Genomic DNA, 25,180 nt, shown 5'->3' with positions numbered 1-25,180 from the left:
TCGTAAGAACCCATTGTGAATTTCGTAAAATTTACAATAGGTTCTTTAAATAATTCAACAACACTTACATAACCTTAATCCATATCAAACCTTAAGCCTATAGAGATGTTATTTTGGTCTATAAGTTGATCTTTAAAGATTGGTGATAAATCATACTTAATATATAAAGCGGTGTCATCAAAGGCTAAATAAGCACTCAACCCGTAGACTAAATTAGTAGTATTGAAGCCACGTTTCTGTTTATCCTTTACGCGTTCTCCATCAAGTTTATATTTTAATTTTTGGCGCGTACCAATATTAAATCCGGCATAACCACCTATACCTACTTTAAATTTATTATCGGTAGAATATCTATAGTATGTGTCTTTATCTATGCGTTTGGACGGACCAAACTCAAAATGTACAGGAAACACCAAATTAGTAATGGATAATTTCGACTTTTTAAGATTCTCGGGGAATTCTTCCAATACAGTTTGCCCTCCTTGATCTACAAAATATTGATTGTCATCTGGTTTCAGTCCATTTATTTGAAAAGAGTAACCATACTTAAAACGCATAAAATTACTATTCTTAAATACTCTGGTTTTCCAAGCCCATCCAATTTCGAAAAATCGAGAGCCACCAAATTTATAAGGAGAATCATCTAAACTTTGTCCTTCAATAATTGCATTATTTAAACCAAAAGCTAAAACCAAATCACTCGATGTACGTCTATCATATTTTTTAGGCTTATTCTTGGCCTTTATTCTAAACCCAGCAAAACTTCCTTCTTCTCCACCAATTTGAAAACCAACCTTATCGGTATCTTCAGCATCATATATTTTATAGCCTTCATCATTTCGTTTTAATAAAGCAATTCTATTATCTACAATAGCAATGCGATTTTCAATATTCAAAGCACGCTTCTTTGCAGCTTCTTTTTTTAATATTTGAGCTTCAGCACCAGATAATTCTCCTTTATCTAGCCGTTTATTAATCGCTTCTACTTCTGTTTTTAGAAATTCTCGCTCTTCTGTTTTTATCCGCTCTTTAATAGCTTCTAAATCGGCGATTTTTTCCTTGTTATTAATTTTAGGAATGGTGTCTTGTGCATTGATTAATTGCACACTTAAACATAGGATTACCAATGCCAAATACTTCGTAATTGTTTGCATAACTGTTCGTTTTACCCGCTTTGGGAAATTAATTAATGATTGAAATTCTAACTATTTATTCGTTACGATTAGCAACTGCAGTTTTTACTGAATTGTAACTTCTTTGTAAAGCTTCAAAAACTTTACTTCTAAAAGATTGGTCTACCTCGGCCTCAACGTCTTGAAGCAATAAATCGGCATCGACCATTCCTGTTTCTTTATTTATTAATTTGTCTAAAGTAATTTCTTTTTGTGCTTCAAATAGAAGGGCATCAATTGCTGCATCCGTTATTTCTTTGTTTTCTTGTTTCAACAAATCTATTTGAGCGACTACATCTTGTATTTTCTGTTCCTCAAATGTTAATCTCTTTAAAATGGTATCTGTAGGGATATCCTTTTCTAAAGCCCTAATTGGAGGTTGATTAGTTTGGGCAATTACCTCCTCTTCTTTATTACTCGATTCAACATCCAAATTATATAGTTTCAATAAAGGTGTTTCCCTTACTTCTGTATTTGCTATGGATTCATTAACGTTTGGAATAACTTTTTCAATGTCCTTATTTATTATGGCGTCGTTTGAACCTTCTTCAATGACTTCTGGTGTATTAACTATTTCTGGAGTAATAATCTGCGTTGGTTGATTGTTGAAAAATTGATTCGTAATTAATAAAATCCCAACAATACTTGCCGCAATACCTAGCCACCAATAAACTTTGCTAGTTGGTTTACTATCCGATGATTCTAATCGACCCGACAACTTATTCCAAGCTTCAGAAGAAGGTTGCAAAGTTCGCTTATCCAGCTTTTCTTTTATATTTTCTTCAAATTTAATTGGCGCCATAACTCGTCTTGTTTAATTCTTTAATTTTTACTTGAAGAAGCTTTCTTGCTTTAAATAACTGAGACTTCGATGTTCCTTCAGAAATATGCAACATTTCAGCAATTTCATGATGTTTATAGCCTTCAATAGCATACATTATAAATACCATTTTATAACCTTCAGGGAGGTCGTCTATAAGTTGCTGTATTTCAGCAACACCCATATTTACTTCAATATTATTATTAGAATCATCTTCTGCAATAAGGTCTTCAACTCCAAATTCAAATGTTTTCTTACCACGTAAATAAGAAATAGATTCTCTTACCATAATACGTCTTATCCAGCCTTCAAAACTCCCTTCACTTCTATAATTTTTCAAACTTGTAAACACTTTATAAAACCCATTCAACATAGCTTCTTCTGCTTGCTGAATATCTTTTATATAATAACGACAAACACTTAACATTTTTGGAGCATATTCCTCAAACAAGGTATGCTGAGCATCACGGTTATTCTTCAGCGCCTTTTTAATTAACGCGGATTCGTTCTTATGGAGTTGAATGACCTTCAAAAATGATTTTATCTGTTAATTTTTATTGCTTTTTCATCTGTCAGATTAAACATTCGTTTAATTATCCAACAATCAATGAAAATTTAAGTTATGAATGTTTCATTTTCCTTTCTACTTAACTAGACGCAAATTTTATGCTAATGGTTGCCTGATTATTAATTCTTTTTAAAAATTCTCTTAAAAAAAAAGATATATCGAATATAAAAATCGCAAATAAATCATTAAAAATGACTGTTTTTAAAAATTATTAGCGGCCAAATTTTAAAAACACTGAAATATTGTTTTTAAAACTATTCATTCATTGAATTTTATTTAAAAATTACTATTTTTAGTAAAAAGGATTATCTATGCTAAATAATGATTTATTTTCATCTTATGACTTGCTCCCAAATACTTGGGACGAAATGTATAACAACGATTCCAAGATACGCACTCAATACAATATTATAAATTCTTACTTACAAAGCACATCTCCAGAAGTTCTTTTTAAAAAAGAAGAATTATCACGTCAACTTTTTATGAGTCAAGGGGTTACATTCACAGTCTACAATGATAATGAAGGTATTGAAAAGATTTTTCCGTTTGATATTGTTCCAAGAATTATAACCTCCAAGGAATGGGATAAAATTGATAAAGGGATAAAGCAAAGACTTACAGCGTTAAACCTATTTATAAAAGATATTTATCACGACCAATTCATTATTAAAGATGGTATAATTCCTGCAGATTTAATCTATTCTTGCCCTTATTTTTTGCGTGAGATGAAAGGCGTAAATGTGCCACATGATATTTATGTACATATTGCTGGTGTTGACCTTATAAGGAATAATGACGGTGAATTTTATGTGTTAGAGGATAATCTTCGAACACCATCTGGCGTGAGTTATATGCTTGAAAACCGTGAAATCTCTAAAAGGATTTTTCCTGGTGTACTTCCTAAAAACAACATACGTTCGGTTTCAAACTATCCCAATATTTTGTACAAGAAGCTTCAAGAACTTTCGGATCAAAACAATCCAAATGTAGTTCTATTAACTCCAGGTATTTATAATTCAGCATATTACGAACACACCACGCTGGCAAGACTAATGGGAATAGAATTGGTTGAAGGCAGTGACCTAGTTGTAAAAGATCATGTAGTTTATATGAAGACAACAAACGGGTTAAAACGTGTCGATGTTATATACAGACGCGTTGATGATGACTTTCTAGACCCTCTAGAGTTTAATGCAGCAAGTACACTTGGTGTAGCAGGAATTATGGCTGCCTACAGGAAAGGAAATGTAAATATTATTAATGCTCCTGGCACTGGAATTGCAGATGACAAGGCTATTTATATCTATGTACCAGATATGATAAAATATTATTTAAACGAGGAACCAATTTTAAAAAATATTGAAACTTATCAGTTAGGTAAACCAGACGAGTTTAAATATGTAGTTGAGCACATTAAAGAAATGGTTATTAAAAAAACCGATGGCAGTGGTGGGTATGGTATGTTAATGGGACATGAAGCCTCAGATGCTGAAATAAAAGACTACATTGATAATGTAAAGAAAAAGCCAGATAATTTTATAGCTCAACCTATTCTTCGACTTTCCACAGCACCTTGTTGTATTGATGGTAAGTTATCGCCAAGGTGTATTGACTTAAGACCATTTGCCCTTGCGGGTCGAGATGGTATTGAAATTACACCTGGAGGCCTTACACGTGTTGCGCTAAAAAAAGGGTCGTTAGTTGTTAATAGTTCTCAAGGTGGAGGCAGCAAAGACACTTGGGTAATTCAATAATAAAACTTAATTTATGCTTAGTAGAGTAGCAAATAATTTGATTTGGTTAGAACGTTACATGGAACGCGGTAACGGTATTATAAGTTTACTGAAAACAAATTTTTATGCCAACCAGGATTCACCTGAGTTGTTTCCATGGACTCCGATAATTAAAACCTACACGCCAGAAAATAACAGCTTTTATACCGAAGACCCCATAGAATGTATAAACTTCATGGTGTTTAGTAACGATAATCCTAATTCAATATTAAACATCGTTACTAAAGCTAGAGAAAATGCAAGAAGTGTGCAGGAACATATTTCAAGAGAATTATGGTTGTGTATTAACAACTATTACCTCTTACTCACAAAAATTGGTGTTCAGAAAAAGTTAAACGAAGAAGAACCTATAGAGTTTTTAGACAGTTTAAAAGCCTATCATTTAATGTTCTATGGCACTATGGATATCACCCAAGAAAGAGGTGCTTCCTATTACTTCATGAACATTGGAAAATACCTAGAGCGGGTTATTCAAATAACAGATTTTACAGCAATAAAGCTCACAGAAATTGCTAAAACATCCGACAGTTTAGAACAAAGTTTTTATTGGAAAAATTTATTGTTGTCAATTGGTGGCTACCAATTGTATTTGAAAAAGCACAAATCAAGTTTTAAAGAAGACCATATAATTACCATGGTTTTTCAAGATAAACTTTTCCCCAGATCCATATACTATTGTATAAATAAACTTAATAGACATGTAAGACAATTAATAGAATCTGGCGAACTCGAAAAAAATAATATAGAATTTTTACTTGGAAAGCTAGAAAGCACAATAAAATATACTACTATTGAAAGTATTAACGAGCGTGGACTAGAAAACTTTATAAAAGAAATAAAAGAGGATATTAAAAATATTTCTTTTAGTATTAACACGGTTTATTTTTCACATTTTAATTAGAGACTAATGCCAAAATTTTTCATTAAACATATTACTAAATACAGCTATAGTAATTTGGTTATTGATGGCGCTAACCAAATTATGCTTCATCCTATTCAAGATGAACATCAAAGTGTTGTGTCTCATTTTTTGAGTATTAATACAAATCCAAAAATTGAAACGAGACATGATTTTTTTGGTAATACGATAGGTACTTTTATGATTATTGAGCCACACAACTATCTATCTATAGTATCCGATATTGAAGTTATTACTTCAACAAGACCATTCCCAGACGACTTAAAACCAGCTGCGGAACAATGGAAGGCCTTACAATCATTAAAGAACAATCCAACCTTTATTGATTATTTAAAGTATAAGACATTCGACGGTACAAAAGAAATCTCTGATCTTCTTGCCACAAAGGATTTAGAAGTAGAATCACCATATAAAATGGTTCTCGCTTTATGCCGTTATATCTATACAAATTTTAAATACATTCAGGGTATAACAAACGTTGACTCTAAATTAGACCACGTTTGGAGCCTTAAAGCTGGTGTTTGCCAAGACTTCACAAATATTTTACTTCAAATGGTACGTATGCTTGGTATACCAGCGCGATATGTGAGTGGCTATATTTGTCCAAATGAGGATGGATCGAGAGGTGAAGGAGCAACCCATGCCTGGATTGAAGCTTACATTCCAGATTATGGTTGGTTAGGACTAGATCCCACTAATAATTTAATTGCAAATCAATATCATGTTAGACTTGCCGTTGGAAGAGACTACAAAGATTGTGCTCCAGTTAAGGGTGTTTTTAAGGGAAGTGCTAAAGACGAACTTTTTGTAAAGGTAAAAGTAAGCACTTCAAAAAACAGCAATGATGATTTAACGCTTCAATTAAATACAGAAGAAAAAGTTGTAAACAATAATAGCTACAGACAAAACTTGGAACTAGTGCAACAACAGCAACAACAGCAATAATTATTTTTTTCGATCAATAACATAATTCACCATGAGCTCAAGTGAATTTCTATATTGAGAATCAGGAAAATTTTTGAGCAACTCTAAAGCTTCAGATTGAAATTGTTTCATTTTGCCCACAGCGTAATCTAACCCTCCATTATCCTTGACAAAAGCAATAACTTCTTTTACACGCTTGGAGTTCTTGTTATGGTTTTTAATGGAATTAATAAGCCAAATTTTATCTTTTTTACTCGTATTATTAAGAACATAAATTAAAGGTAGTGTCATTTTTTGTTCTTTAATATCTATTCCCGTTGGCTTGCCAATTTGAGCCTCTCCATAATCAAATAAATCATCCTTTATTTGAAAAGCCATCCCAATTAATTCACCAAATTTTCGCATGGTTTCCACATGTGATGATTCAGGTTTTACAGAAGCTGCACCCAGACTGCAACAAGCGGCAATTAATGTTGCCGTTTTCTGGCGTATAATTTCATAGTACACATTTTCAGTAATATCTAATCTTCTAGCTTTTTCAATTTGAAGCAATTCTCCTTCGCTCATTTCCCTGACCGCAATGGATATTATCTTCAACAAATCGAAATCATTATTATCTATGGATAACAATAACCCTTTAGATAATAAAAAATCACCTATTAAAACTGCTATTTTATTTTTCCAAAGTGCATTAACTGAGAAAAAACCTCGTCTTCGATTACTATCATCAACAACATCATCATGAACCAAAGTAGCTGTATGAATAAGCTCGATTACCGAAGCTCCTCTATAAGTACGCTCACTGACTTCACCATTAGAAACCATTTTAGCTACCAAAAAAACAAACATTGGTCGCATTTGTTTTCCTTTTCTATTTACGATGTAATGTGTAATTCTATTAAGAAGCGCTACTTTACTAGACATAGAAAGCTGAAACTTTTGCTCGAAAAGTTCCATCTCAAAGGCTATGGGTTGCTTTATTTGTTCTACAATTTTCAAATTGATGTACTCGAAATTTTTAAGCAAACGTAATAAAAAACATCATGAAAACCTCAGGTTATTCAAAACAAGTAAATGTTATTCCTTGATTATGAAATCCTCTATATATTTCTTACCTTGTCTACTATTATTTAATTAAATCTCTCTTTTATGAAGAAAATTACTTTATTATTTTTATGTTTAGTTGTTGTCACTTGGTCTCATGCACAATGCACAACCACTTCAGGAGGACTTTATCCAGGAAGTGTAGTTACTATTCTAAATGATGGCACAGCTGAACAGATAGCTGCAGATAATTGGCCAAATGCAGAAGTTTCTGCAATCTCTGGTTTAATTATTGGAAATACATATACAGTTGCTGGGACTAATACTACTAGTTTATATATTACAGTTGCAGAGGCTCCATCTGACTTTGCAACTTTTGGTGTTAATATAGTACATGGCGCATCATCGGTTAGCTTTACTGCAACAACTTCAGAAATTTGGATCTTTTGGCATTTAGATGTTTTATGTAGAACACAAGATAGTGATAATACAACAACTACAATCCAATGTACAAGTCTCACGTGTACATGCACGGCAAACTCAGCGCCTGATGCAGCAGTAGCAACTACACCTATAGACAATGCTACTAATGTTGCTATTGATGTTTCGGATCCTGCAAACCGATTTATTTCTGGATTTGCTTGGACAGATAATGGAGAAGCTACCTCTTATGATTTTAATATAATTGGAGTTGGCACTGCAACTGGGGTTAGTAATCCTGTAGACATCACATATACTTGGCTATATAGTACTACTTATAGCTGGAGTATAACCTCTACAAACTGTCTTGGCAATGTAACAAGTTCAACTTTTTCTTTTACTACGGAAGCTGATCCTGCTTTATCAGTTTCAGAGTTTGACACTAATAAATTTAGTGTTTATCCTAATCCTGCTAAAAACAGTCTTAATATCAAGTCAGATATATCTTTTTATTCTGTTGAAATATACAATCAATTGGGACAATCTGTTATACAAGTAAACGCTGATGAATTAGTAAATAAGTCTGTTAATATTAGCAGCTTAAATAACGGAATATACTTTATGAAAATTTCGGCTATTGGCAGAGAACAAACCTTAAAATTTGTTAAAGAGTAATCAAATCTTTTGACAATAAAAAAAGGCAACTTTAAAATTTTTAAAGTTGCCTTTTTTTACAATTTACTTTTTTTTAACTTTTATTAGCCAACTGCCCACAGGCAGCATCAATATCTTTACCTCTACTCCTTCGCACCGTTACCGTTATGTTGTTACTTTCTAAAACATTAACATACATATCCAATGTTTTTGAATTAGCTTGCTGAAAGGCGCCATCATCAATAGGATTATACTCAATAAGATTCACTTTACTTGGGGCAAATTTGCAGAATTCTACCAGGGCATCAACATCTTTTCTTTTATCATTAATACCATCCCAAACAACATATTCGTAGGTTATTCTATTTTTTGTTTTTGAATACCAATATTGTAATGCTTCTCTTAAATCATCTAAAGGAAATGTTTTATTAAAAGGCATAATAGATGTTCTTACTTCATCGATAGCAGAATGTAACGACACGGCAAGCTTAAACTTAACTTGATCATCTGCCATTTTCTTTATCATCTTTGGCACACCTGATGTTGAGACTACAATGCGCTTTGGGGACATCCCTAAACCTTCTGGAGAAGTTATTTTATCGATAGCTCTTATTACATTATTATAATTCATTAGTGGCTCGCCCATACCCATAAAGACAATATTGCTTAAAGAACGATTATGGTACAATCTACTTTCATTATCAATCGCGACAACTTGATCGTAAATCTCATCAGGATTAAGATTACGCATACGCTTTAATCTGGCCGTTGCACAAAACTTACAATCTAAGCTGCATCCTACTTGACTAGAAACACACGCCGTTGTTCTTGTTGGTGTTGGTATTAAGACAGACTCTACTATTAAATCGTCATGCAAACGAACCGCATTCTTGATAGTCCCATCCGAACTGCGTTGCATTTGATCCACCTTAATATGATTAATAACAAAATTATCTTGCAACATTTGGCGGGTCTCTTTTGAAATATTAGTCATATCTTCAAATGAATGCGCCGATTTTTGCCATAACCATTCATAAACTTGATTGCCCCGGAACGCCTTATCGCCTTGACTAACAAAAAAATCTCTTAATTGTTCTTTGGTTAATGCGCGTATATCTTTTTTATGCTCTGCCATAACTAGTGCAAAAATAGTGAATCGATTATCTATTTAATATGGTCTGTTCGGATAATAATTATAAAACATAAAAGCCTCTGCATAGAGGCTTTTATGTTTCTTTTTTAAGATAGGTTTTTCACCCACTTAGATAATTAACATAGCATCACCATAGCTATAGAATTTATAATTTTCTTTTATAGCTTCCTCGTATGCACGTTTTATAAAATCATGCCCAGCAAAGGCAGAAACCATCATTAATAATGTTGACTTTGGTGTATGGAAATTAGTAATCATACTATTTGCAATACTAAAATCGTAAGGAGGAAAAATAAACTTATTGGTCCAACCATCAGCTTCATTTAATAAACCATTTGACGACACAGCACTTTCTATAGCACGCATAGCTGTGGTTCCTACAGCGCAAACACGTCTTTTTTCATTAATTCCTTTATTGATAGTTGCAACTGCTTTTTCATCAATTTTAAGCTCTTCACTATCCATTTTATGTTTAGATAAATCTTCAACCTCAACTGGATTAAAAGTACCTAAACCAACATGAAGTGTTACCTCGGCAAAGTTTATACCTTTAATCTCTAAACGCTTTAGCAAATGTCTTGAAAAATGCAAGCCTGCCGTTGGAGCCGCTACAGCGCCTTCATTTTTAGCAAAAATCGTTTGGTAACGTTCTTCATCTTCTGGCTCTACTTCACGCTTAATATATTTTGGTAATGGTGTTTCTCCTAACTCATTCAACTTTTTTCTAAACTCTTGGTAAGAACCGTCATAAAGAAAACGCAATGTTCTTCCTCTGGATGTTGTATTATCAATTACTTCGGCCACAAGAGTTTCATCCTCTCCAAAATACAGTTTATTCCCTATTCTTATCTTCCGAGCAGGGTCTACTAATACATCCCAAAGACGTTGTTCATCATTCAATTCTCTTAATAAAAACACCTCAATTCTAGCTCCAGTTTTTTCCTTGTTACCATATAATCTTGCTGGAAAAACCTTTGTGTTATTTAGTATTAAAACATCATCTTCATTAAAATAATCGATAAGGTCTTTAAACAACTTATGCTCGATAGTTTGCTCTTTTCTATTTAAAACCATTAAGCGAGATTCATCTCTGTTTTCTGACGGATATTCTGCTAAAAGTTCATTTGGTAAATTAAAGCCAAAGTGTGATAATTTCATGTATGTGAATTTATGTGTTTTTAAGAAAGCTGCAAATATACAATCTCGACATAGGGGTTGTCAAGTAAATGACTAATTATTATTTGGTAATTTTAAAACCCAAAGATGCTAAATCTTCCCAGTAGGTTGGATAGGATTTCGAAACAACCATTGCTTCTTCAATTACCAAGTTTGTTATAAGTGCCAAAGGTGCAAATGCCATGGCCATCCTGTGATCGTGATATGTAGCTATGGAAACACCACTTTTAATAGAACTACTAGCATACAAATGCAAAGATTCATTTGTTATATCAACTTTACCTCCTAACTTTTCAATTTCAGTTTTTAGTGCTACTAACCTATCTGTTTCTTTAATTTTAAGGGTATGTAATCCCGTTAGGTCACAAGATATTCCCAAGGCAAAACATGTGACAGCTATGGTCTGGGCAATATCTGGAGCATTTACCAGGTTAAAACTTTTTGGTGTATTATTATTTGCTACTTTTTTTAAAACAATTTTATTATTTGATGCAAAAGTTTCAACACCAAAATTTTTATAAATCTCAATTAAAGCTGAATCGCCTTGTAATGAGTTTTCTTTATAAGCAGATAGGGTAATTTCTACACCAATATCGCTTAAAGCCACAATGCTAAAATAATATGAAGCCGAAGACCAATCAGACTCCACGGTTAAGGTTTTTGGTGTTAAATTTTGAGTGTTAGGCTTTACAGAAATGGTATTTCCTTCAAAATATGACTCTATTCCCATTTCATCCAACAAACTCAATGTCATTTTAATGTACGGAACAGAGGTTATTTCTCCTTCTAAAGTTAAAACTAAACCATTTTCTAATTTTGATGCAATAAGTAATAATGCTGAAATGTACTGACTACTTACATTTGCCTTAAGAGACACTTTGTTTTTAGGTAGTTTTTTCCCTTTAATTTTTATTGGCGGATAGCCTTCATTACCGACATAGCTTATGTCTGCTCCAAGTTCTTTTAATGCGTCAACCAAAATCTTAATGGGACGCTCTTTCATACGATGAGAACCTGTTAGCGTTACTTCTCTTCCCTCTTGAATCGAAAAATACGCAGTTAAAAACCGCATTGCAGTACCCGCATGATGAATATCAACCACCTCTGAATTTGAACTTAGAGCCTTAGTCATTAAACTACTGTCATCAGAGTTTGAGATATTTTCAAGGTTCAACTCAGGGTATAATGCTTGAAGCAATAATAGACGGTTAGACTCACTCTTTGAGCCCGTTATTTGAATTGAAGACTGTTTTGCGATTTCAGATTTATGAAGTATAAAGTGCATGCTTTGAAACTACCTTGTTAAAGAAGTCGCAAATTTACTGGATAATCGAGATTAATACTACCAAACGCCACATTTTTTTGAACGATCTATTTTCGAAGCAATTATTTTAATTTTTCGTTGTTATGATGTCTATCATGGTCCCGTTTAGCTTTTTTATCCATTCTTTTATTAAAAGTACTCTGTAAATCAACACCCGTTTGATTCGCTAAACACAATACTACAAAGAGGACATCCGCTAATTCCTCTCCTAAATCTTTCTCCTTATCACTTTCCTTTTCACTTTGTTCACCATAACGTCTTGCAATAATGCGCGCCACCTCTCCAACTTCTTCTGTTAGTTGGGCCATATTAGTAAGCTCGTTAAAATAACGAACACCGTGTTCTTTTATCCAATTATCTACTACTACTTGTGCGTTTTTGATGTCCATAGTTTTTAAAAATACTTTATTCTTTATGTTTTGAATCTATAATAATTGTTACAGGGCCATCATTTAACAACTCAACCTTCATATCTGCACCAAAAGTTCCAGTTTGAATTTTTTTTCCAAAATCAACTTCCAATTGATTTACAAAACGCTTATAAATGGGAATTGCAATCTCTGGCTTAGCTGCTCTAATATAGCTTGGTCGATTACCTTTTTTTGTTGAGGCGTGCAATGTGAACTGGCTCACAGCAATTATATTACCATTTATATCTTTTATCGAATGATTCATAACACCTTTAGAATCATTAAAAATTCGCAAATTCACAATTTTATTTGTCAGCCATTTTATGTCGTCAAGTGAATCATCCTCAACAATTCCTAATAATACAAGCAACCCCTTGTCTATTGAGGCCGTCAATTGATTATCAATTGTCACACTAGCTTTTAACACTCTTTGTATTATAACTTTCATCTAACTTTCGTCCCAATTATCCGTTCTGTAATGCTCGTCTTCTCCTTCAATAATTTGAAGATAACTTCTATACCTTGAAAAAGCAATTTCATTATCATCCAAAGCCTTCTTTATAGCACATTTTGGTTCCTGAAGATGTAAACAATTGTTGAATTTACAATCTTGCTTTAAAGCGAAAAATTCAGGAAAATAATCGCCAATTTCTTCTTTATCCATATCTACAACTCCAAATCCTTTAATCCCAGGAGTATCAATAATTTTAGCTCCAAAACTCAAATCAAACATTTCGGCAAATGTAGTTGTATGTTGTCCTTGCATGTGTAGTTGTGAAATCTCCTTTGTTTTTAAATTCAGCTCGGGTTCAATAGCATTAACTAGAGTAGATTTACCCACACCAGAATGACCAGAAAACATACTAACCTTACCTCGCATTAAGGACTTAACCTGGTCGATATTCTTACCTGTTATTGCAGACACACCAATACATTCGTAACCAATTTTTCTGTACACATGTGCTAAATACTTAACCTCATTTAATGTCTCTTCATTGTAGGTATCAATCTTATTAAAGATTAATATAGTCTTTATAGAATAAGCTTCTGCTGTTACTAAAAATCGATCAATAAAACTGGTTAATGTTGGGGGGTTATTTATGGTAATCATTAAAAAGACCTGATCTATGTTAGCGGAAATAATATGTGTTTGTTTGGATAAGTTAACAGACTTCCTAACAATATAATTTTTCCTATCATGTATGTGAAAAATAACACCAGACTCCTTATCATTATCCTTTTCCAATTCAAAATCTACAACATCACCCACAGAAATAGGATTCGTGCTTTTAATACCTTTTATTCTGAATTTCCCTTTTATTCTGCATTCGTAGGTATCACCCAATTGGGTTTTAACCGTATACCAACTGCCCGTAGATTTATAAACAAGTCCTGTCATATATTTTCCAAAAGTAAATCAAAATATAATTTTATTGTTAAGATTATGGCTATATTCGAAACTTAATTTATAAAACTCAACAACATGAAAAAAATTTTAATTGTTTTAGCCATTTCTTTATTTGTGTTTTTTGAAACTAATGCCCAAGTAGAATATAAAGTCGTGACTAGCGTAGAATCTATTGTCCCAAATGGCTTAGGACGTTCAAGAATTATTAGCGCTAATGACACCAAAGATTACAAAGAATTTACTTCTACACAAACTGAAGAAGACAAGACACGTAACAAATCTAAACGTGACGAAATAAGAGTTAAAGGCTTTGATGAAACTAAATTATTAAACTTTTTTAATATAGGTGGTATTCGTTTTCAAAATATTGCTGCTAATGATGCTATAATTGAATCAAAAATAAATACGATGATAGAAGAAGGCTGGGAGCTTGCTTTTGTAACTAGTGGTGTTGAAAGTGATGGAGGCAAAGGAGACGGACAAGGTATATTTATTACTCGTTACATATTTAAAAGAAACAAACAATAGTTATTTCTACTATATAAAAAACAAAAAGGCTCGCATTTGCAAGCCTTTTTGTTAAAGTTAGTATTTCTACCCATTAATGATTTTTTCTTGATGATTAATCGATTCTTGATGAACCGCCTTAAACATTCTTAAAATAAACTCTTCACTTAAACCATGCTGTTCTCCTTCTAAAACCATTTTCCCTAAAATTTCGTTCCAACGTTTATTTTGCAATATCGCTACGTTTTTCGATTTTTTTAGAGCTCCAATACCATCAGCAGCTACCATACGCTTGCCTAATAATTCAATAATTTGATTATCAACTACATCAATTTGAGCCCTTAATGTATTCAATGCTTTATTGTAATCTTCCTCACTATTACTTTCTTTTCTAATTTTTAAATCTTTCATGATTTGAATTAATGTAGCTGGTGTAACCTGTTGTGCCGCATCACTCCAAGCATTTTCTGGATCATAGTGTGTTTCAATCATTAATCCATCAAAATTTAAATCTAAAGCCTCCTGAGATACTTCATGAATCATATCTCTTTTTCCTGTAATATGTGATGGATCGTTAATTAAAGGAACATCTGGAAATCTATTTTGAAATTCAATAGCCAATTGCCATTCTGGGATATTACGGTATTTTGTTTTCTGGTATGTTGAAAAACCTCTATGAATAGCTCCAATATTTTTAACACCAGATTTGTATATTCTTTCAATCCCACCTAACCACAAAGCTAAATCTGGATTTACTGGATTTTTTACTAATACAGGTTTATCTGTTCCTTGCAAAGCTTCTGCTATTTCTTGCATAATAAACGGAGATACTGTTGAGCGTGCACCAATCCATAACAAATCTATATCATGTTCTAAAGCTAGTTTTACATGAGCCGCATTAGCAACCTCTGTGCAAACTTTCATTCCAGTTTCTTCTTTTACCTTTTGCAACCATTTTAAACCTAATGCTCCTACACCTTCAAAATTACCCGGACGTGTTCTTGGCTTCCAAATTCCTGCTCTAAAATAGCTTACGTCTGTATCCTTTAGCTCATGCCCTATTTTTAACACTTGTTCCTCTGTCTCTGCACTACATGGACCTGCAATTACTAATGGATGATTTAAATTCAAATCATCTAACCAGGTTCTCATTTCTTTCTTGTTTTCCATAATTTTAATCTTAACTAATTCCGTTTAATATGTCTTTTATATGATTGGTGTCTTTCATCTCATCAAAAATAGCTTCGAAATTATTCTCTTTCATTAACTCCTTAAAATGAGTGAGGTTTAAAATATATTCTTCTAATGTTTCAATAACATTTTCCTTATTCTGTTTGAATATTGGTGTCCACATTTCTGGGGAACTTTTGGCTAATCTAACGGTAGATGCAAATCCACTTCCTGCCATATCGAAAATATCACGTTCATTTCTCTCCTTTTCTATCACTGTTTTCCCAAGCATAAAGGAACTTATATGGGATAAATGTGAAACATAAGCAATATGCTTGTCGTGAGCTATTGGATTCATATAACGAATACGCATACCAATACCTGTAAACAACTTCAATGCTTTTTCCTGAAGTTTAAACGTCGTTTTTTCAACTTCACAAACTATATTCGTCTTGCCTTTAAATAAGCCTTCTATTGCAGCCGTAGGGCCAGAATGTTCTGTTCCAGCAATTGGGTGCATTGCTAAAAAATTACGTCGCCTCGGATGGCTTTCAACCGCTTTACAAATTGCTTCTTTGGTAGATCCAGCATCAACTACTAATGCATTATCAGAAATCTTATCCAGAATGGTTGGTAAAAGTTTCACGGTGGCATCAACTGGAATTGAAACGATTACTAAATCTGCATGAGCCAAATCGTCTAAAGTTGCTTTTTTATCAATTAAATTAAGTGATAAAGCTGTTTCAAGAGTTGAATCTTTCCTACTTATACCATGAATAACCACATCTGGATTGTGCTTCTTGATATCTATAGCAAGACTGCCTCCTATTAATCCAATCCCTATGGCGTATATATTGTTCATTATCTTATCCGTGCTATAGCTTCTTCTAAATCTTCAGTTTGGGCACAAAGTGAAAAACGAACATACCCTTCGCCTTGACTTCCAAATATGGTCCCTGGTGTTATAAAAATGTGATTCTCCTTTAAAATGGTATCTATAAATTCTTCAGACTTTACATATGCTGGTAATTTTGCCCAGACAAAAAGCCCTGTTGCATTTTTATCATAAGTACAATTAAGAGCATCAGCTAATTGCCATACCAAATCGCGACGTTGACTATATACACTATTTAAAGTACTAAACCACATATTTGAACATTTTAAAGCTTCTATAGCACCTTTTTGTATGCCATAAAACATTCCAGAATCCATATTACTTTTAACTTTAAGAATATCTTTTATATGTTTATTATCACCTACTACCATTCCTACACGCCATCCTGCCATGTTAAAGGTTTTACTTAAGGAATTTAATTCTAAACAAACATCCTTTGCTCCTGAAACACTTAAAATACTTAAAGGATTATTATTTAAAACAAAACTGTATGGATTATCATTTACAATGAGTATCTCGTGCTTTTTTGCAAAGGCTACTAACTTCTCAAATAAATTTTCAGATGGTTGTGCTCCTGTTGGCATGTGAGGATAATTTACCCACATTAATTTTACTTTAGACAAATCTAACTGCTCCAATGTATTCAAATCTGGCAACCAATTATTTGTTGCATCTAAATTGTAAAAAACGGGGGTAGCTTCAACCAACTTTGTAACAGATTGATAGGTTGGGTATCCAGGATTCGGAATTAAAACTTCATCGCCTTTATTTAGATACGCCATTGAAATATGCATAATTCCTTCTTTGCTTCCCATTAATGGTAAGACCTCGGTATTTGCACTTAAATTTACCTGATAGTGCTCTTTATAAAAATCAGCGATAGCTTTTCTTAAATCTGGCAATCCTTGATAGCTTTGATATTTATGCGCATTAGCATCAAACAAACTCCCAGAGATAGCATCAACCACCCTTTTTGGAGGCGGCATATCTGGGCTACCTATTCCTAAATTTATAATAGGCTTACCACTTGCAATAAGCAGATTAACCTCCCTTAATTTTTTAGAAAAGTAGTACTCTTCAACAGTATGCAACCTATCAGCTACTTGAATCATAACTTCGCATTTTTATATTCGCCAATTACTTTAAACCCTTCGCCCATAATTTCAATTACAGATTTTGCCTTCTTAAAATCATCATAAGCGTCAAAAGTGACGTCTACAAAAAAAGCATACTTCCAAGGTGTTTCAACTATAGGCAATGATTGAATTTTAGTCAAATTTAATTTACAATCACTCATAACATTTAAGATAGTTGCTAAACTTCCTCGTTTATGATCGGTCTCAAATTTTATTGACGCCTTGTTAATTTTACTTACTGGAACTTCAGAATTTGTACGTTTAACTATTACAAAGCGTGTTTCATTATGCTTAATGGTTTGTATACTGTGTGCTAAAATGGTTAATTCAAAAATGTTAGCAGCCTTAACACTTGCTATCGCACCAATACCTTTTAATTGATTTTTTTGAATACGTTCCGCTACTTCGGCAGTATCTTTGTCTTCAACTAATTTAATATGAGGATATTGCTTAAAAAACTCTTTACATTGAAGCAGTGCCATAGGATGTGAATAAACCTCTTTAATATCTTCAACGGTTTGCTCTGGGAGTGCCATGAAATTATGCTGAACATCAACATAATGCTCACCTACCACATGCAAATCATATTTATCAATAAGGGCGTAATTAGGTATAATAGAACCCGCAATGGAATTTTCTAAAGCCATAATTGCAGCATCACATTCTTCTTCTTTCAAGCTTTCCACTACTCTATCGAAAGTTAAGCACTCTATAGCAGCAACGTTTTCATCGAAAAATTGCTGTGACACAATATGATGAAAAGACCCTCTAACTCCTTGTATGGCTACTGTTTTAATCATGTATAAAAAAAGTCCCGATTTTCATCGAGACTCATATTAAAATTTATAGTTATAAATTATACATACAACGTCTCGATTTCTTTGCTAAAAAAGAAATAAAAAAAACGGAAATATGTATAATACACTGTTGCTGTCATAATTACGAGGCTAAAGTAAATAATATTTTAAGAAATCAAAATTGTAAAAAACATTTTTTCAAGTTTTAATAAAAGTTTTAAAGAATTTACAGCAAATAACTTATTGCATTGTATAATCAATTATTTTTGAACAAATAATTTTAATTATGTCTATTGAAGTAGTTGGGGTTACCAAGCTGTATGGAAATCAAAAAGCACTTGACAACATCTCCTTTAAGGTAAACAAACCAGAAATTGTTGGCTTTTTAGGCCCGAATGGTGCTGGGAAATCAACCATGATGAAAATATTAACTACTTACATTCATGCAAATGAGGGAACAGCGAAAGTTAATGGTTATGATGTTAACAATAACGTGAAACAAGTACAACAAAGTGTTGGCTATTTACCTGAGCATAACCCCTTGTATCTTGACATGTATGTTAAGGAATATTTAAATTTTAATGCGAGTATTTACAAAATTGATAAGACACGAATCAATGAAGTTATTGAGCAAACTGGGCTAACAACGGAGTCTCACAAAAAAATAATTCAATTATCTAAAGGCTATAGACAACGTGTGGGTTTAGCAAATGCCCTACTTCACAATCCAGACGTGTTAATTCTAGATGAACCCACAACGGGTTTAGACCCAAACCAATTGATAGACATAAGAAACCTTATTAAATCTATTGGTAAAACAAAAACAGTGTTTTTGTCTACCCATATCATGCAAGAAGTAGAGGCTATTTGCGACCGGGTTATTATTATTAATGAAGGAAAAATAGTAGCCGATAAGAAACTACAAGAGTTACGTGATGAAAAAGAACAAATCGTAATTGTTGAATTTGACTATCGCGTTGAAGATGCCTTTTTATTAAAGCTACCCAAAGTTGGTAAGGTGGTAAACACTTATGATTTTGTTTATGAAATCACTTTTAATACCTCGGAAGATATGCGTTCTTATGTTTTTGATTTTGCGCATGACAATCAACTAAAAATTCTTCAGCTTAATCAGAAAAATGCAAGTCTCGAATCTCTTTTTCAAGATTTAACCTCTAATTAGATAGATACTGTTTTATTTAATTCATTATAATTTTAAGGACATGACAATTATCAGCTTTATCATAAAGCCAAGTTGATAATTTTGTCCTGATAATATAGGAATTACAACTGTTAATTAAAAAAGTAACTAGCTATAAACTATCTTTGTAATTCTACAAAAAAAATAAAATGAGTAAAGGAATTTATGTAGCAACTATTGAACCTAATAGTGGGAAATCTCTTGTCGTTCTGGGGTTAATGCGCATGCTTCTGGGTAAAACTGCCAAGGTTGGTTATTTTAGACCGATAATAGAAGATACCGAAAACAGTGAAAAAGACAATCATATTAATACGGTAATCTCTTTTTTTGATATTGATATAGATTACAATCATTCTTTTGCCTATACTAGAAACCAAGTTCTAGATTTATACAATAAAGGGAAGTCTGGTGACGTGCTTGATGGTGTGATTAAAAAATATAAATATTTAGAAGAACGTTTCGATATAGTATTGGTTGAAGGTACCGATTTTTCTCATGAAAATTCGAGTTTAGAGCTCGACATTAATATGCTTATTTCGAAAAATCTTGGTTTACCTGTTATAATTGTCTGCCAAGCCGATAGTAAAAACCAAAAAGAGATTGTTGACAATGTACAATTAGCGTATGATGCTTTTAAAGAGGAAGTCGATGTGTTATCTATTATGACCAACAAGGTAGATAATACTATTTTAAAAGAATTAAAATCCAAACTAAAAGAACGCATTAATAATGGAACCGATATAACGGTAATTCCAAAAGTACGTAGTCTAGCTAGTCCTACAATAAAGGAAATAGTTAAAACTTTAAACGGTACTATATTATTCGGAAAGGATATGATAAATAACCAATCTGAAAACTTTAATGTTGGCGCTATGCAGTTGCGAAACTACTTAACGCACTTAAAGGAAAATACTTTAGTTATAACACCCGGAGATCGAGCAGATATTATTTTGGGTGCACTTCAAGCCAATATTTCAAAAAATTATCCTAAAGTTTCAGGTATCATTCTAACTGGAAACCTGATTCCAGAAGATTCTATTTTAAAACTAATTGAGGGACTATCTAGTGTCGTTCCTATAATTACTGTTGAGGATGGAACTTTTCAAGTAACAAACAGAATTGGTAAGATTAAGTCCAAAATATATGCTGGAAATATTGATAAAATTGAAACCTCCATAGCCACTTTTGAAAAGCATGTAAACACCGCTAAACTGGCTAATGACTTAATTACCTTTAAGTCTGACATTTTTACCCCAAGGATGTTTCAGTACAATTTATTGCAACGTGCATTAAAAAACAAAAAACATATTGTGCTTCCAGAAGGTTACGATGAACGTGTTCTGCGTGCGTCAGCGCGATTAATAGATGCTCATGTAGTCGACCTAACCTTAATTGGAGATGAGGATAAAATTAGAGAGCGTATTGAGAAATTAGACATTCCTTTGAATCTAGAAGATATAAATATAGTCTCACCTCAAAAATCTCCTCATTTTAATGATTACGTAAACACATTCTATGAACTTAGAAAACATAAGAACGTGAATTTAGATATGGCTAAAGATGCCATGTCTGATGTTTCCTATTTTGCTACCATGATGATTTACAAAGGTCACGCAGATGGTATGGTTTCTGGCGCAGTGCACACAACGGCGCACACATTACGTCCTGCTCTTCAGTTTATAAAAACTAAACCTGGTGTTAACATAGTATCATCTGTCTTTTTTATGTGTTTAGAAGATCGCGTTTCTATATTTGGAGATTGTGCAATAAATCCAAACCCTAATGCAGAACAGCTGGCCGAAATAGCTATCTCTTCGGCTAAAACAGCACAAGATTTTGGAGTAGAACCAAAAGTTGCTATGCTTTCTTATTCATCCGGTGCTTCGGGGAAGGGAGAAGACGTTGATCGTGTTAGAAAAGCAACTGAAATAGTTAAAACTCTAGCTCCTCATATTAAAATTGAAGGACCAATTCAATATGATGCTGCTGTTGATATGCGTATTGGAAAAAGCAAATTACCTGACTCTGAGGTGGCAGGACAAGCTAGTGTATTAATTTTTCCAGACTTGAATACAGGTAATAATACCTACAAAGCTGTGCAAAGAGAAACAGGCGCATTAGCTATTGGACCCATGCTACAAGGATTAAATAAGCCCGTAAACGATTTAAGTCGTGGTTGTACTGCAGATGATATTTATAGCACTGTTATTATAACCGCTATTCAAGCACAAGACCTTTAATATGGAAGTACTTGTTTTAAACTCAGGGAGTTCATCATTAAAATTTCAACTATTCTCAATGCCAGAAGCTACAATATTGTGCTCTGGACTAATTGAACGTATTGGTTTTGAAGATGCTGAATTCAAATTCAAAACAGATAAAAATAGTATCGAATTTGTTGAGGCGATTCCAAATCACAAAGTTGGTTTAGAAATACTTTCAAAACAGTTATTAAATCCGGAAACTGGCATAATTAAATCTGCTGATGACATTGAAATTGTTGGTCACCGCGTGGTACATGGTGGAAAACAATTTAGTGCGACCACCGAAATTACTTCTGAAGCAAAAGACAAGATTAAAGCATTAACATCGCTTGCTCCCTTGCATAATCCAGCCAATTTAGAAGGTATAGAAGTAGCAGAATCTATTTTTCCTAATGCAAAACAGGTTGCTGTTTTTGATACGGCGTTTCATCAAACTATTCCAGAATATGCATATAAATACGCAATCCCTAATGAGTTTTTAGAAGAGCACAATATTCGCATGTATGGATTCCACGGAACTAGTCACAAATTTGTTTCAGAAAAAGCTATAGAGTTCCTTGATAAACCTAGCTCAAAGATTATAACCCTACACTTAGGAAATGGATGTAGCATGACGGCAATAAAAGATGGAAAGAGCATCGATCATTCTTTAGGCTTTTCACCTGTTAACGGTTTGATAATGGGAACACGCTCAGGAGATATCGATCAGTCGATTATATTTCATTTAGCTAAACGATTCAATTATCGTTTAGATGAAATCAATACATTGCTTCAAAAGAAAAGTGGTATGTTAGGATTAACTGGGTTTAGTGATTTAAGAGATATTCAAACCGAAGCTGATAAAGGCAATAAAAAATGTCGATTGGCTCTGGAAATGAATGCCTATAGAATCAAAAAATATATAGGAAGTTACGCTGCTATTTTAAACGGATTAGACGCCATTGTTTTTACGGCTGGTATTGGTGAAAATTCCAGCTTTATGCGTGAATTAGTTTGCAAAGATTTACAATTTTTAGGAATAGAGTTGGATAAAACTAAAAACGACTTAAGAAGCAATAATATTAGAGCCATTAATACTGAAACTTCGCCAGTTAAAATTTTAGTAATTCCAACTAATGAAGAATTAGAAATTGCTAAACAGTCGATTGCGTTATTCGAAAATTAATTGTCCTATATACTGTTCTTCGACCTCAACGATAGGTGGTTCGTTAACAGAAATAACATTACCGGTTCCAGATATTTTCCCTTTTATTTGTTGTTGTGGATTCACAATCATGTCGTTAGAACCGCGATTCCATAATTGAACGTTTTGCGCTACTAAATTACGCCCTTCGAATCGTGAAGAACCTGATGCAAAAGTAATATTGAGATTATTGGTATTTCCAGAAATAAAGCAATTTGATAAATTATTAAATGTAACTTGGATATTATTACTGTTTACTTGCAAATAAAAATTACCACTCGTAAAGGTATCTGGAGCAGTAAAATCCTCAGATAAAATAGTTATACTTGGGTAGGTTAAAACTCCATCAGAACTAATATCAAACTGCGTGGAGCTTCTAATTTCTAAAATGTTAGGAGAAGTTACATACACCTTAGTTATGCCATAATCTCGAACGTAATTACAAGTGTTATTATCAGTAAGTATTAATCTGCCATCTTCTACAATGGCGCTCACATCATTCAATAAATTGTCGCCGGTTTCTATGATTACTTTCTGTTCGGTACCATCTTTAACTTTTAATTCAATATCGCGATTAACCAGTATTTTACTAAACATAGACACCGTCACTTCACTTTGAATGATGTTTCCTGTTTTCTGAAAACAATCACCTGCATTTTCACTATCGCAAGCACACAATAAGATTAATGACAATATGCTTATTATTTTTTTCATTAGGCTATAGTATTTCCTTTTTCATCCATAGGCATAAAGGGGTTAAATGCAATCTCCCAGAGGTTATCGTCCATATCTGCAATGTAACTGCTATAACCTCCCCAAAACACTTCTTCGGGTCTTTTTACAATTCTTACTCCTTTGGCTTCCAACACTTCAATTAACTCATCAACCTCTTGCTTACTTTTTGTATTATAAGCCAAAGTGAATTTTTTAAAACCAGAACCTTCAGCATTCACTTTAGCATCTTCTGCCAACTTATCATTTGGGTAAAGCGAAAGTAAAATACCATTGAGCTGAAAAAAAGAGATAAATTCATTACTAGAGTTCGTCTTTTTCCAGCCAAATTTTTCTTCATAAAATTTAGCAGCAACTTCTAAATTATTTACACCCAATCCAATTATCGTTAACCTTTGCTCCATTATTTTACAATCTTACTCCAATTCCAAATTCTACAGCTTCTGCTTTAAACGCATGCGATTTTAAGGTTAAAGCTCCAAACCATTTTTTAACAAAATATCTTTTTAAACCAACCCTCACAAAAGTACGCCCTTCAAAATCAAAAGGATAATAGATGTAATACCCAAATTGGGTAAGTAATGAGGTTTTATTAACAAACAATTCATGTCCAGCAATTAAACTAACGCGTTTATAATCTTCATCGCCCGATACATTTTCCTCTGGAAACGACACGCTTCTATAATGGATATACTCTTTTAAGAAATTAGAAAAGAAAAAGTCTGCACCTACTTGCAGAGTACTTTTCCTGTTTATCCGTTTATCCGCATAAGCTGAAAGCGTATAAAACGCAAATTGACCACTTCCAACGATATCACTTTCGTTAATACCTGTTCTAAACACCAAATTGTATTTAATAGGTTCTGTGAATTTCCTGTCGTGTTCTTCAAGCGTTTGCTGATATTCTGGCTCTACATCATCTAAATTATAGGTTAATCCAATATTATAGGTTATTGAATTTATACTAGTATTAGGCGCTTTAACATTAGCATTTGAATAATGAATTAATGAAAATCCCGCCTGCAGACCAAATCTATCGAACAAACGTTCTTTCTTATAATTAAGCATCACATAAGTACTGCTCATAACTTTAGAGCCAAATGCATTGTTTCTAAAGTTTTCTACTTTATCATAAGGATTCGTAGTTAGAGCCAAACCTTGACCAACTCGCATCATTAAGTTTCTGTTAAAAAAGTAGAAGTTATAGTGGGCATATATAGAATAATTATTTCCTAAAACTTCATTCTTTAGATTTTGATAAGCAAAAGAAACACCATAATCTGGATAATTATAACGCTGTTCCCATTCGCTAAAGCCAAAGGTTTTTTTATTCCAACTAAAGATAAAACCTTCTGGATGCCCTTGTATTAAATGAAGGATATCATCATTATGAAGCGCAATATTTCCTTTAAAATAATTAAGATCAAAATAAGAGGTATGTGTTTTATCTTGAGAAAAAACAATTGTAAAGCAAAAACAGAGAAAGCAGGTTAAATAAAACTTCATTTAG

25 protein-coding genes are annotated in these 25,180 nt (G+C 33.0%); 8 read left to right on the top strand and 17 right to left on the bottom strand.

The genetic code is table 11. From position 1 onward, the window contains the following. Positions 1-74: 74 nt before the first annotated feature. The 3 genes from FEF17_RS07030 to FEF17_RS07020 are packed head-to-tail and all read right to left on the bottom strand — an operon-like array spanning position 75 to position 2,524. A complete protein-coding gene (locus FEF17_RS07030) occupies positions 75-1,154 on the bottom strand; it encodes a hypothetical protein (protein ID WP_139001638.1) in 1,080 nt (359 codons plus the stop codon). Between the two features lie 55 nt (positions 1,155-1,209). Beyond that, positions 1,210-1,974, bottom strand: a complete 765-nt coding sequence (locus FEF17_RS07025; protein ID WP_139001637.1) for a hypothetical protein — start codon at positions 1,972-1,974, stop codon at positions 1,210-1,212. Continuing rightward, complete coding sequence (locus FEF17_RS07020) at positions 1,961-2,524, bottom strand: RNA polymerase sigma factor (RefSeq protein WP_139001636.1); 564 nt, start codon at positions 2,522-2,524, stop codon at positions 1,961-1,963. The genes FEF17_RS07025 and FEF17_RS07020 overlap by 14 nt, the downstream gene beginning before the upstream one ends. A 347-nt stretch (positions 2,525-2,871) precedes the next feature. Here FEF17_RS07020 and FEF17_RS07015 point away from each other — a divergent pair, with 347 nt between their 5' ends. Genes FEF17_RS07015 through FEF17_RS07005 form a run of 3 tightly spaced genes read left to right on the top strand, consistent with a single transcriptional unit; the run spans position 2,872 to position 6,217 of the window. Continuing rightward, positions 2,872-4,314 carry a circularly permuted type 2 ATP-grasp protein gene (locus FEF17_RS07015; protein ID WP_139001635.1) on the top strand — a complete coding sequence of 481 codons (1,443 nt, stop codon included), beginning with the start codon at positions 2,872-2,874 and terminating at the stop codon, positions 4,312-4,314. Positions 4,315-4,327: 13 nt separating this feature from the next. After that, positions 4,328-5,254 (top strand): alpha-E domain-containing protein, encoded by a 927-nt coding sequence (locus FEF17_RS07010; RefSeq protein WP_139001634.1) that lies wholly within the window; start codon positions 4,328-4,330, stop codon positions 5,252-5,254. Positions 5,255-5,260: 6 nt separating this feature from the next. Continuing rightward, positions 5,261-6,217: a transglutaminase family protein gene (locus tag FEF17_RS07005; RefSeq protein WP_139001633.1), complete on the top strand. Its 957-nt coding sequence runs from the start codon at positions 5,261-5,263 to the stop codon at positions 6,215-6,217. Here FEF17_RS07005 and FEF17_RS07000 read toward each other — a convergent pair whose 3' ends face one another. Then, a complete protein-coding gene (locus FEF17_RS07000) occupies positions 6,218-7,195 on the bottom strand; it encodes a polyprenyl synthetase family protein (protein WP_139001632.1) in 978 nt (325 codons plus the stop codon). A 150-nt stretch (positions 7,196-7,345) separates the two neighbouring features. On the opposite strand from FEF17_RS07000, the gene FEF17_RS06995 reads away from it, so the two are divergent. Continuing rightward, a complete protein-coding gene (locus FEF17_RS06995) occupies positions 7,346-8,335 on the top strand; it encodes a T9SS type A sorting domain-containing protein (protein WP_139001631.1) in 990 nt (329 codons plus the stop codon). A gap of 73 nt (positions 8,336-8,408) precedes the next feature. Here the strand turns inward: FEF17_RS06995 and rlmN are convergent, their stop codons facing one another. From rlmN to rsgA, 6 genes are all read right to left on the bottom strand, one after another. Further along, on the bottom strand, positions 8,409-9,449 hold the full coding sequence (gene rlmN / locus FEF17_RS06990; protein WP_139001630.1) for a dual-specificity RNA methyltransferase RlmN: 1,041 nt from the start codon (positions 9,447-9,449) through the stop codon (positions 8,409-8,411). Positions 9,450-9,575: 126 nt separating this feature from the next. Continuing rightward, the gene (gene queA / locus FEF17_RS06985; RefSeq protein WP_139001629.1) at positions 9,576-10,625 is read right to left on the bottom strand and encodes a tRNA preQ1(34) S-adenosylmethionine ribosyltransferase-isomerase QueA; all 1,050 of its coding nucleotides are present in this window, start codon (positions 10,623-10,625) and stop codon (positions 9,576-9,578) included. 79 nt (positions 10,626-10,704) lie between these two features. After that, entirely contained in the window at positions 10,705-11,928 is a 1,224-nt protein-coding gene (locus tag FEF17_RS06980) for a 3-phosphoshikimate 1-carboxyvinyltransferase (protein ID WP_139001628.1), read from the bottom strand. Between the two features lie 101 nt (positions 11,929-12,029). After that, a complete protein-coding gene (locus tag FEF17_RS06975) occupies positions 12,030-12,356 on the bottom strand; it encodes a nucleotide pyrophosphohydrolase (RefSeq protein ID WP_139001627.1) in 327 nt (108 codons plus the stop codon). A 16-nt stretch (positions 12,357-12,372) separates the two neighbouring features. Further along, the gene (gene dtd / locus FEF17_RS06970; protein WP_139001626.1) at positions 12,373-12,825 is read right to left on the bottom strand and encodes a D-aminoacyl-tRNA deacylase; all 453 of its coding nucleotides are present in this window, start codon (positions 12,823-12,825) and stop codon (positions 12,373-12,375) included. After that, the gene (gene rsgA, locus FEF17_RS06965) at positions 12,826-13,776 is read right to left on the bottom strand and encodes a ribosome small subunit-dependent GTPase A (protein ID WP_139001625.1); all 951 of its coding nucleotides are present in this window, start codon (positions 13,774-13,776) and stop codon (positions 12,826-12,828) included. It lies immediately after the preceding gene. Between the two features lie 84 nt (positions 13,777-13,860). Here rsgA and FEF17_RS06960 point away from each other — a divergent pair, with 84 nt between their 5' ends. Further along, positions 13,861-14,313: a hypothetical protein gene (locus FEF17_RS06960; protein ID WP_139001624.1), complete on the top strand. Its 453-nt coding sequence runs from the start codon at positions 13,861-13,863 to the stop codon at positions 14,311-14,313. A gap of 66 nt (positions 14,314-14,379) precedes the next feature. On the opposite strand, the gene FEF17_RS06955 is transcribed toward FEF17_RS06960, so the two are convergent. The 4 genes from FEF17_RS06955 to FEF17_RS06940 are packed head-to-tail and all read right to left on the bottom strand — an operon-like array spanning position 14,380 to position 18,293. Further along, the gene (locus FEF17_RS06955; RefSeq protein WP_139001623.1) at positions 14,380-15,462 is read right to left on the bottom strand and encodes a bifunctional 3-deoxy-7-phosphoheptulonate synthase/chorismate mutase type II; all 1,083 of its coding nucleotides are present in this window, start codon (positions 15,460-15,462) and stop codon (positions 14,380-14,382) included. Positions 15,463-15,472: 10 nt separating this feature from the next. Then, the gene (locus tag FEF17_RS06950; RefSeq protein WP_139001622.1) at positions 15,473-16,324 is read right to left on the bottom strand and encodes a prephenate dehydrogenase; all 852 of its coding nucleotides are present in this window, start codon (positions 16,322-16,324) and stop codon (positions 15,473-15,475) included. After that, on the bottom strand, positions 16,324-17,469 hold the full coding sequence (locus tag FEF17_RS06945) for a pyridoxal phosphate-dependent aminotransferase (RefSeq protein ID WP_139001621.1): 1,146 nt from the start codon (positions 17,467-17,469) through the stop codon (positions 16,324-16,326). The genes FEF17_RS06950 and FEF17_RS06945 overlap by 1 nt, the downstream gene beginning before the upstream one ends. Continuing rightward, the gene (locus FEF17_RS06940) at positions 17,466-18,293 is read right to left on the bottom strand and encodes a prephenate dehydratase (protein ID WP_139001620.1); all 828 of its coding nucleotides are present in this window, start codon (positions 18,291-18,293) and stop codon (positions 17,466-17,468) included. The genes FEF17_RS06945 and FEF17_RS06940 overlap by 4 nt, the downstream gene beginning before the upstream one ends. 283 nt (positions 18,294-18,576) lie before the next feature. On the opposite strand from FEF17_RS06940, the gene gldA reads away from it, so the two are divergent. The 3 genes from gldA to FEF17_RS06925 all read left to right on the top strand — a co-directional run bounded on the left by gldA (position 18,577) and on the right by FEF17_RS06925 (position 22,920). Further along, on the top strand, positions 18,577-19,473 hold the full coding sequence (gldA, locus tag FEF17_RS06935) for a gliding motility-associated ABC transporter ATP-binding subunit GldA (RefSeq protein WP_139001619.1): 897 nt from the start codon (positions 18,577-18,579) through the stop codon (positions 19,471-19,473). Between the two features lie 167 nt (positions 19,474-19,640). Next, the gene (gene pta, locus FEF17_RS06930; protein ID WP_139001618.1) at positions 19,641-21,731 is read left to right on the top strand and encodes a phosphate acetyltransferase; all 2,091 of its coding nucleotides are present in this window, start codon (positions 19,641-19,643) and stop codon (positions 21,729-21,731) included. 1 nt (position 21,732) lies between these two features. Then, complete coding sequence (locus FEF17_RS06925; protein ID WP_139001617.1) at positions 21,733-22,920, top strand: acetate/propionate family kinase; 1,188 nt, start codon at positions 21,733-21,735, stop codon at positions 22,918-22,920. Here FEF17_RS06925 and FEF17_RS06920 read toward each other — a convergent pair. The 3 genes from FEF17_RS06920 to FEF17_RS06910 are packed head-to-tail and all read right to left on the bottom strand — an operon-like array spanning position 22,906 to position 25,176. Further along, the gene (locus FEF17_RS06920; RefSeq protein WP_139001616.1) at positions 22,906-23,652 is read right to left on the bottom strand and encodes a head GIN domain-containing protein; all 747 of its coding nucleotides are present in this window, start codon (positions 23,650-23,652) and stop codon (positions 22,906-22,908) included. The genes FEF17_RS06925 and FEF17_RS06920 overlap by 15 nt on opposite strands. Next, positions 23,652-24,074, bottom strand: a complete 423-nt coding sequence (locus FEF17_RS06915; RefSeq protein ID WP_139001615.1) for a VOC family protein — start codon at positions 24,072-24,074, stop codon at positions 23,652-23,654. The genes FEF17_RS06920 and FEF17_RS06915 overlap by 1 nt, the downstream gene beginning before the upstream one ends. A gap of 4 nt (positions 24,075-24,078) precedes the next feature. Beyond that, a complete protein-coding gene (locus tag FEF17_RS06910) occupies positions 24,079-25,176 on the bottom strand; it encodes an acyloxyacyl hydrolase (protein WP_139001614.1) in 1,098 nt (365 codons plus the stop codon). Between the last annotated feature and the right edge of the window lie 4 nt (positions 25,177-25,180).

This window comes from Hyunsoonleella aestuarii, assembly GCF_006148925.1.
Classification (GTDB): Bacteria; Bacteroidota; Bacteroidia; order Flavobacteriales; family Flavobacteriaceae; genus Algibacter_D; species Algibacter_D aestuarii.
Note: the sequence above shows the minus strand (reverse complement) of the source record. Positions and strands in the feature narration are given on the sequence as shown.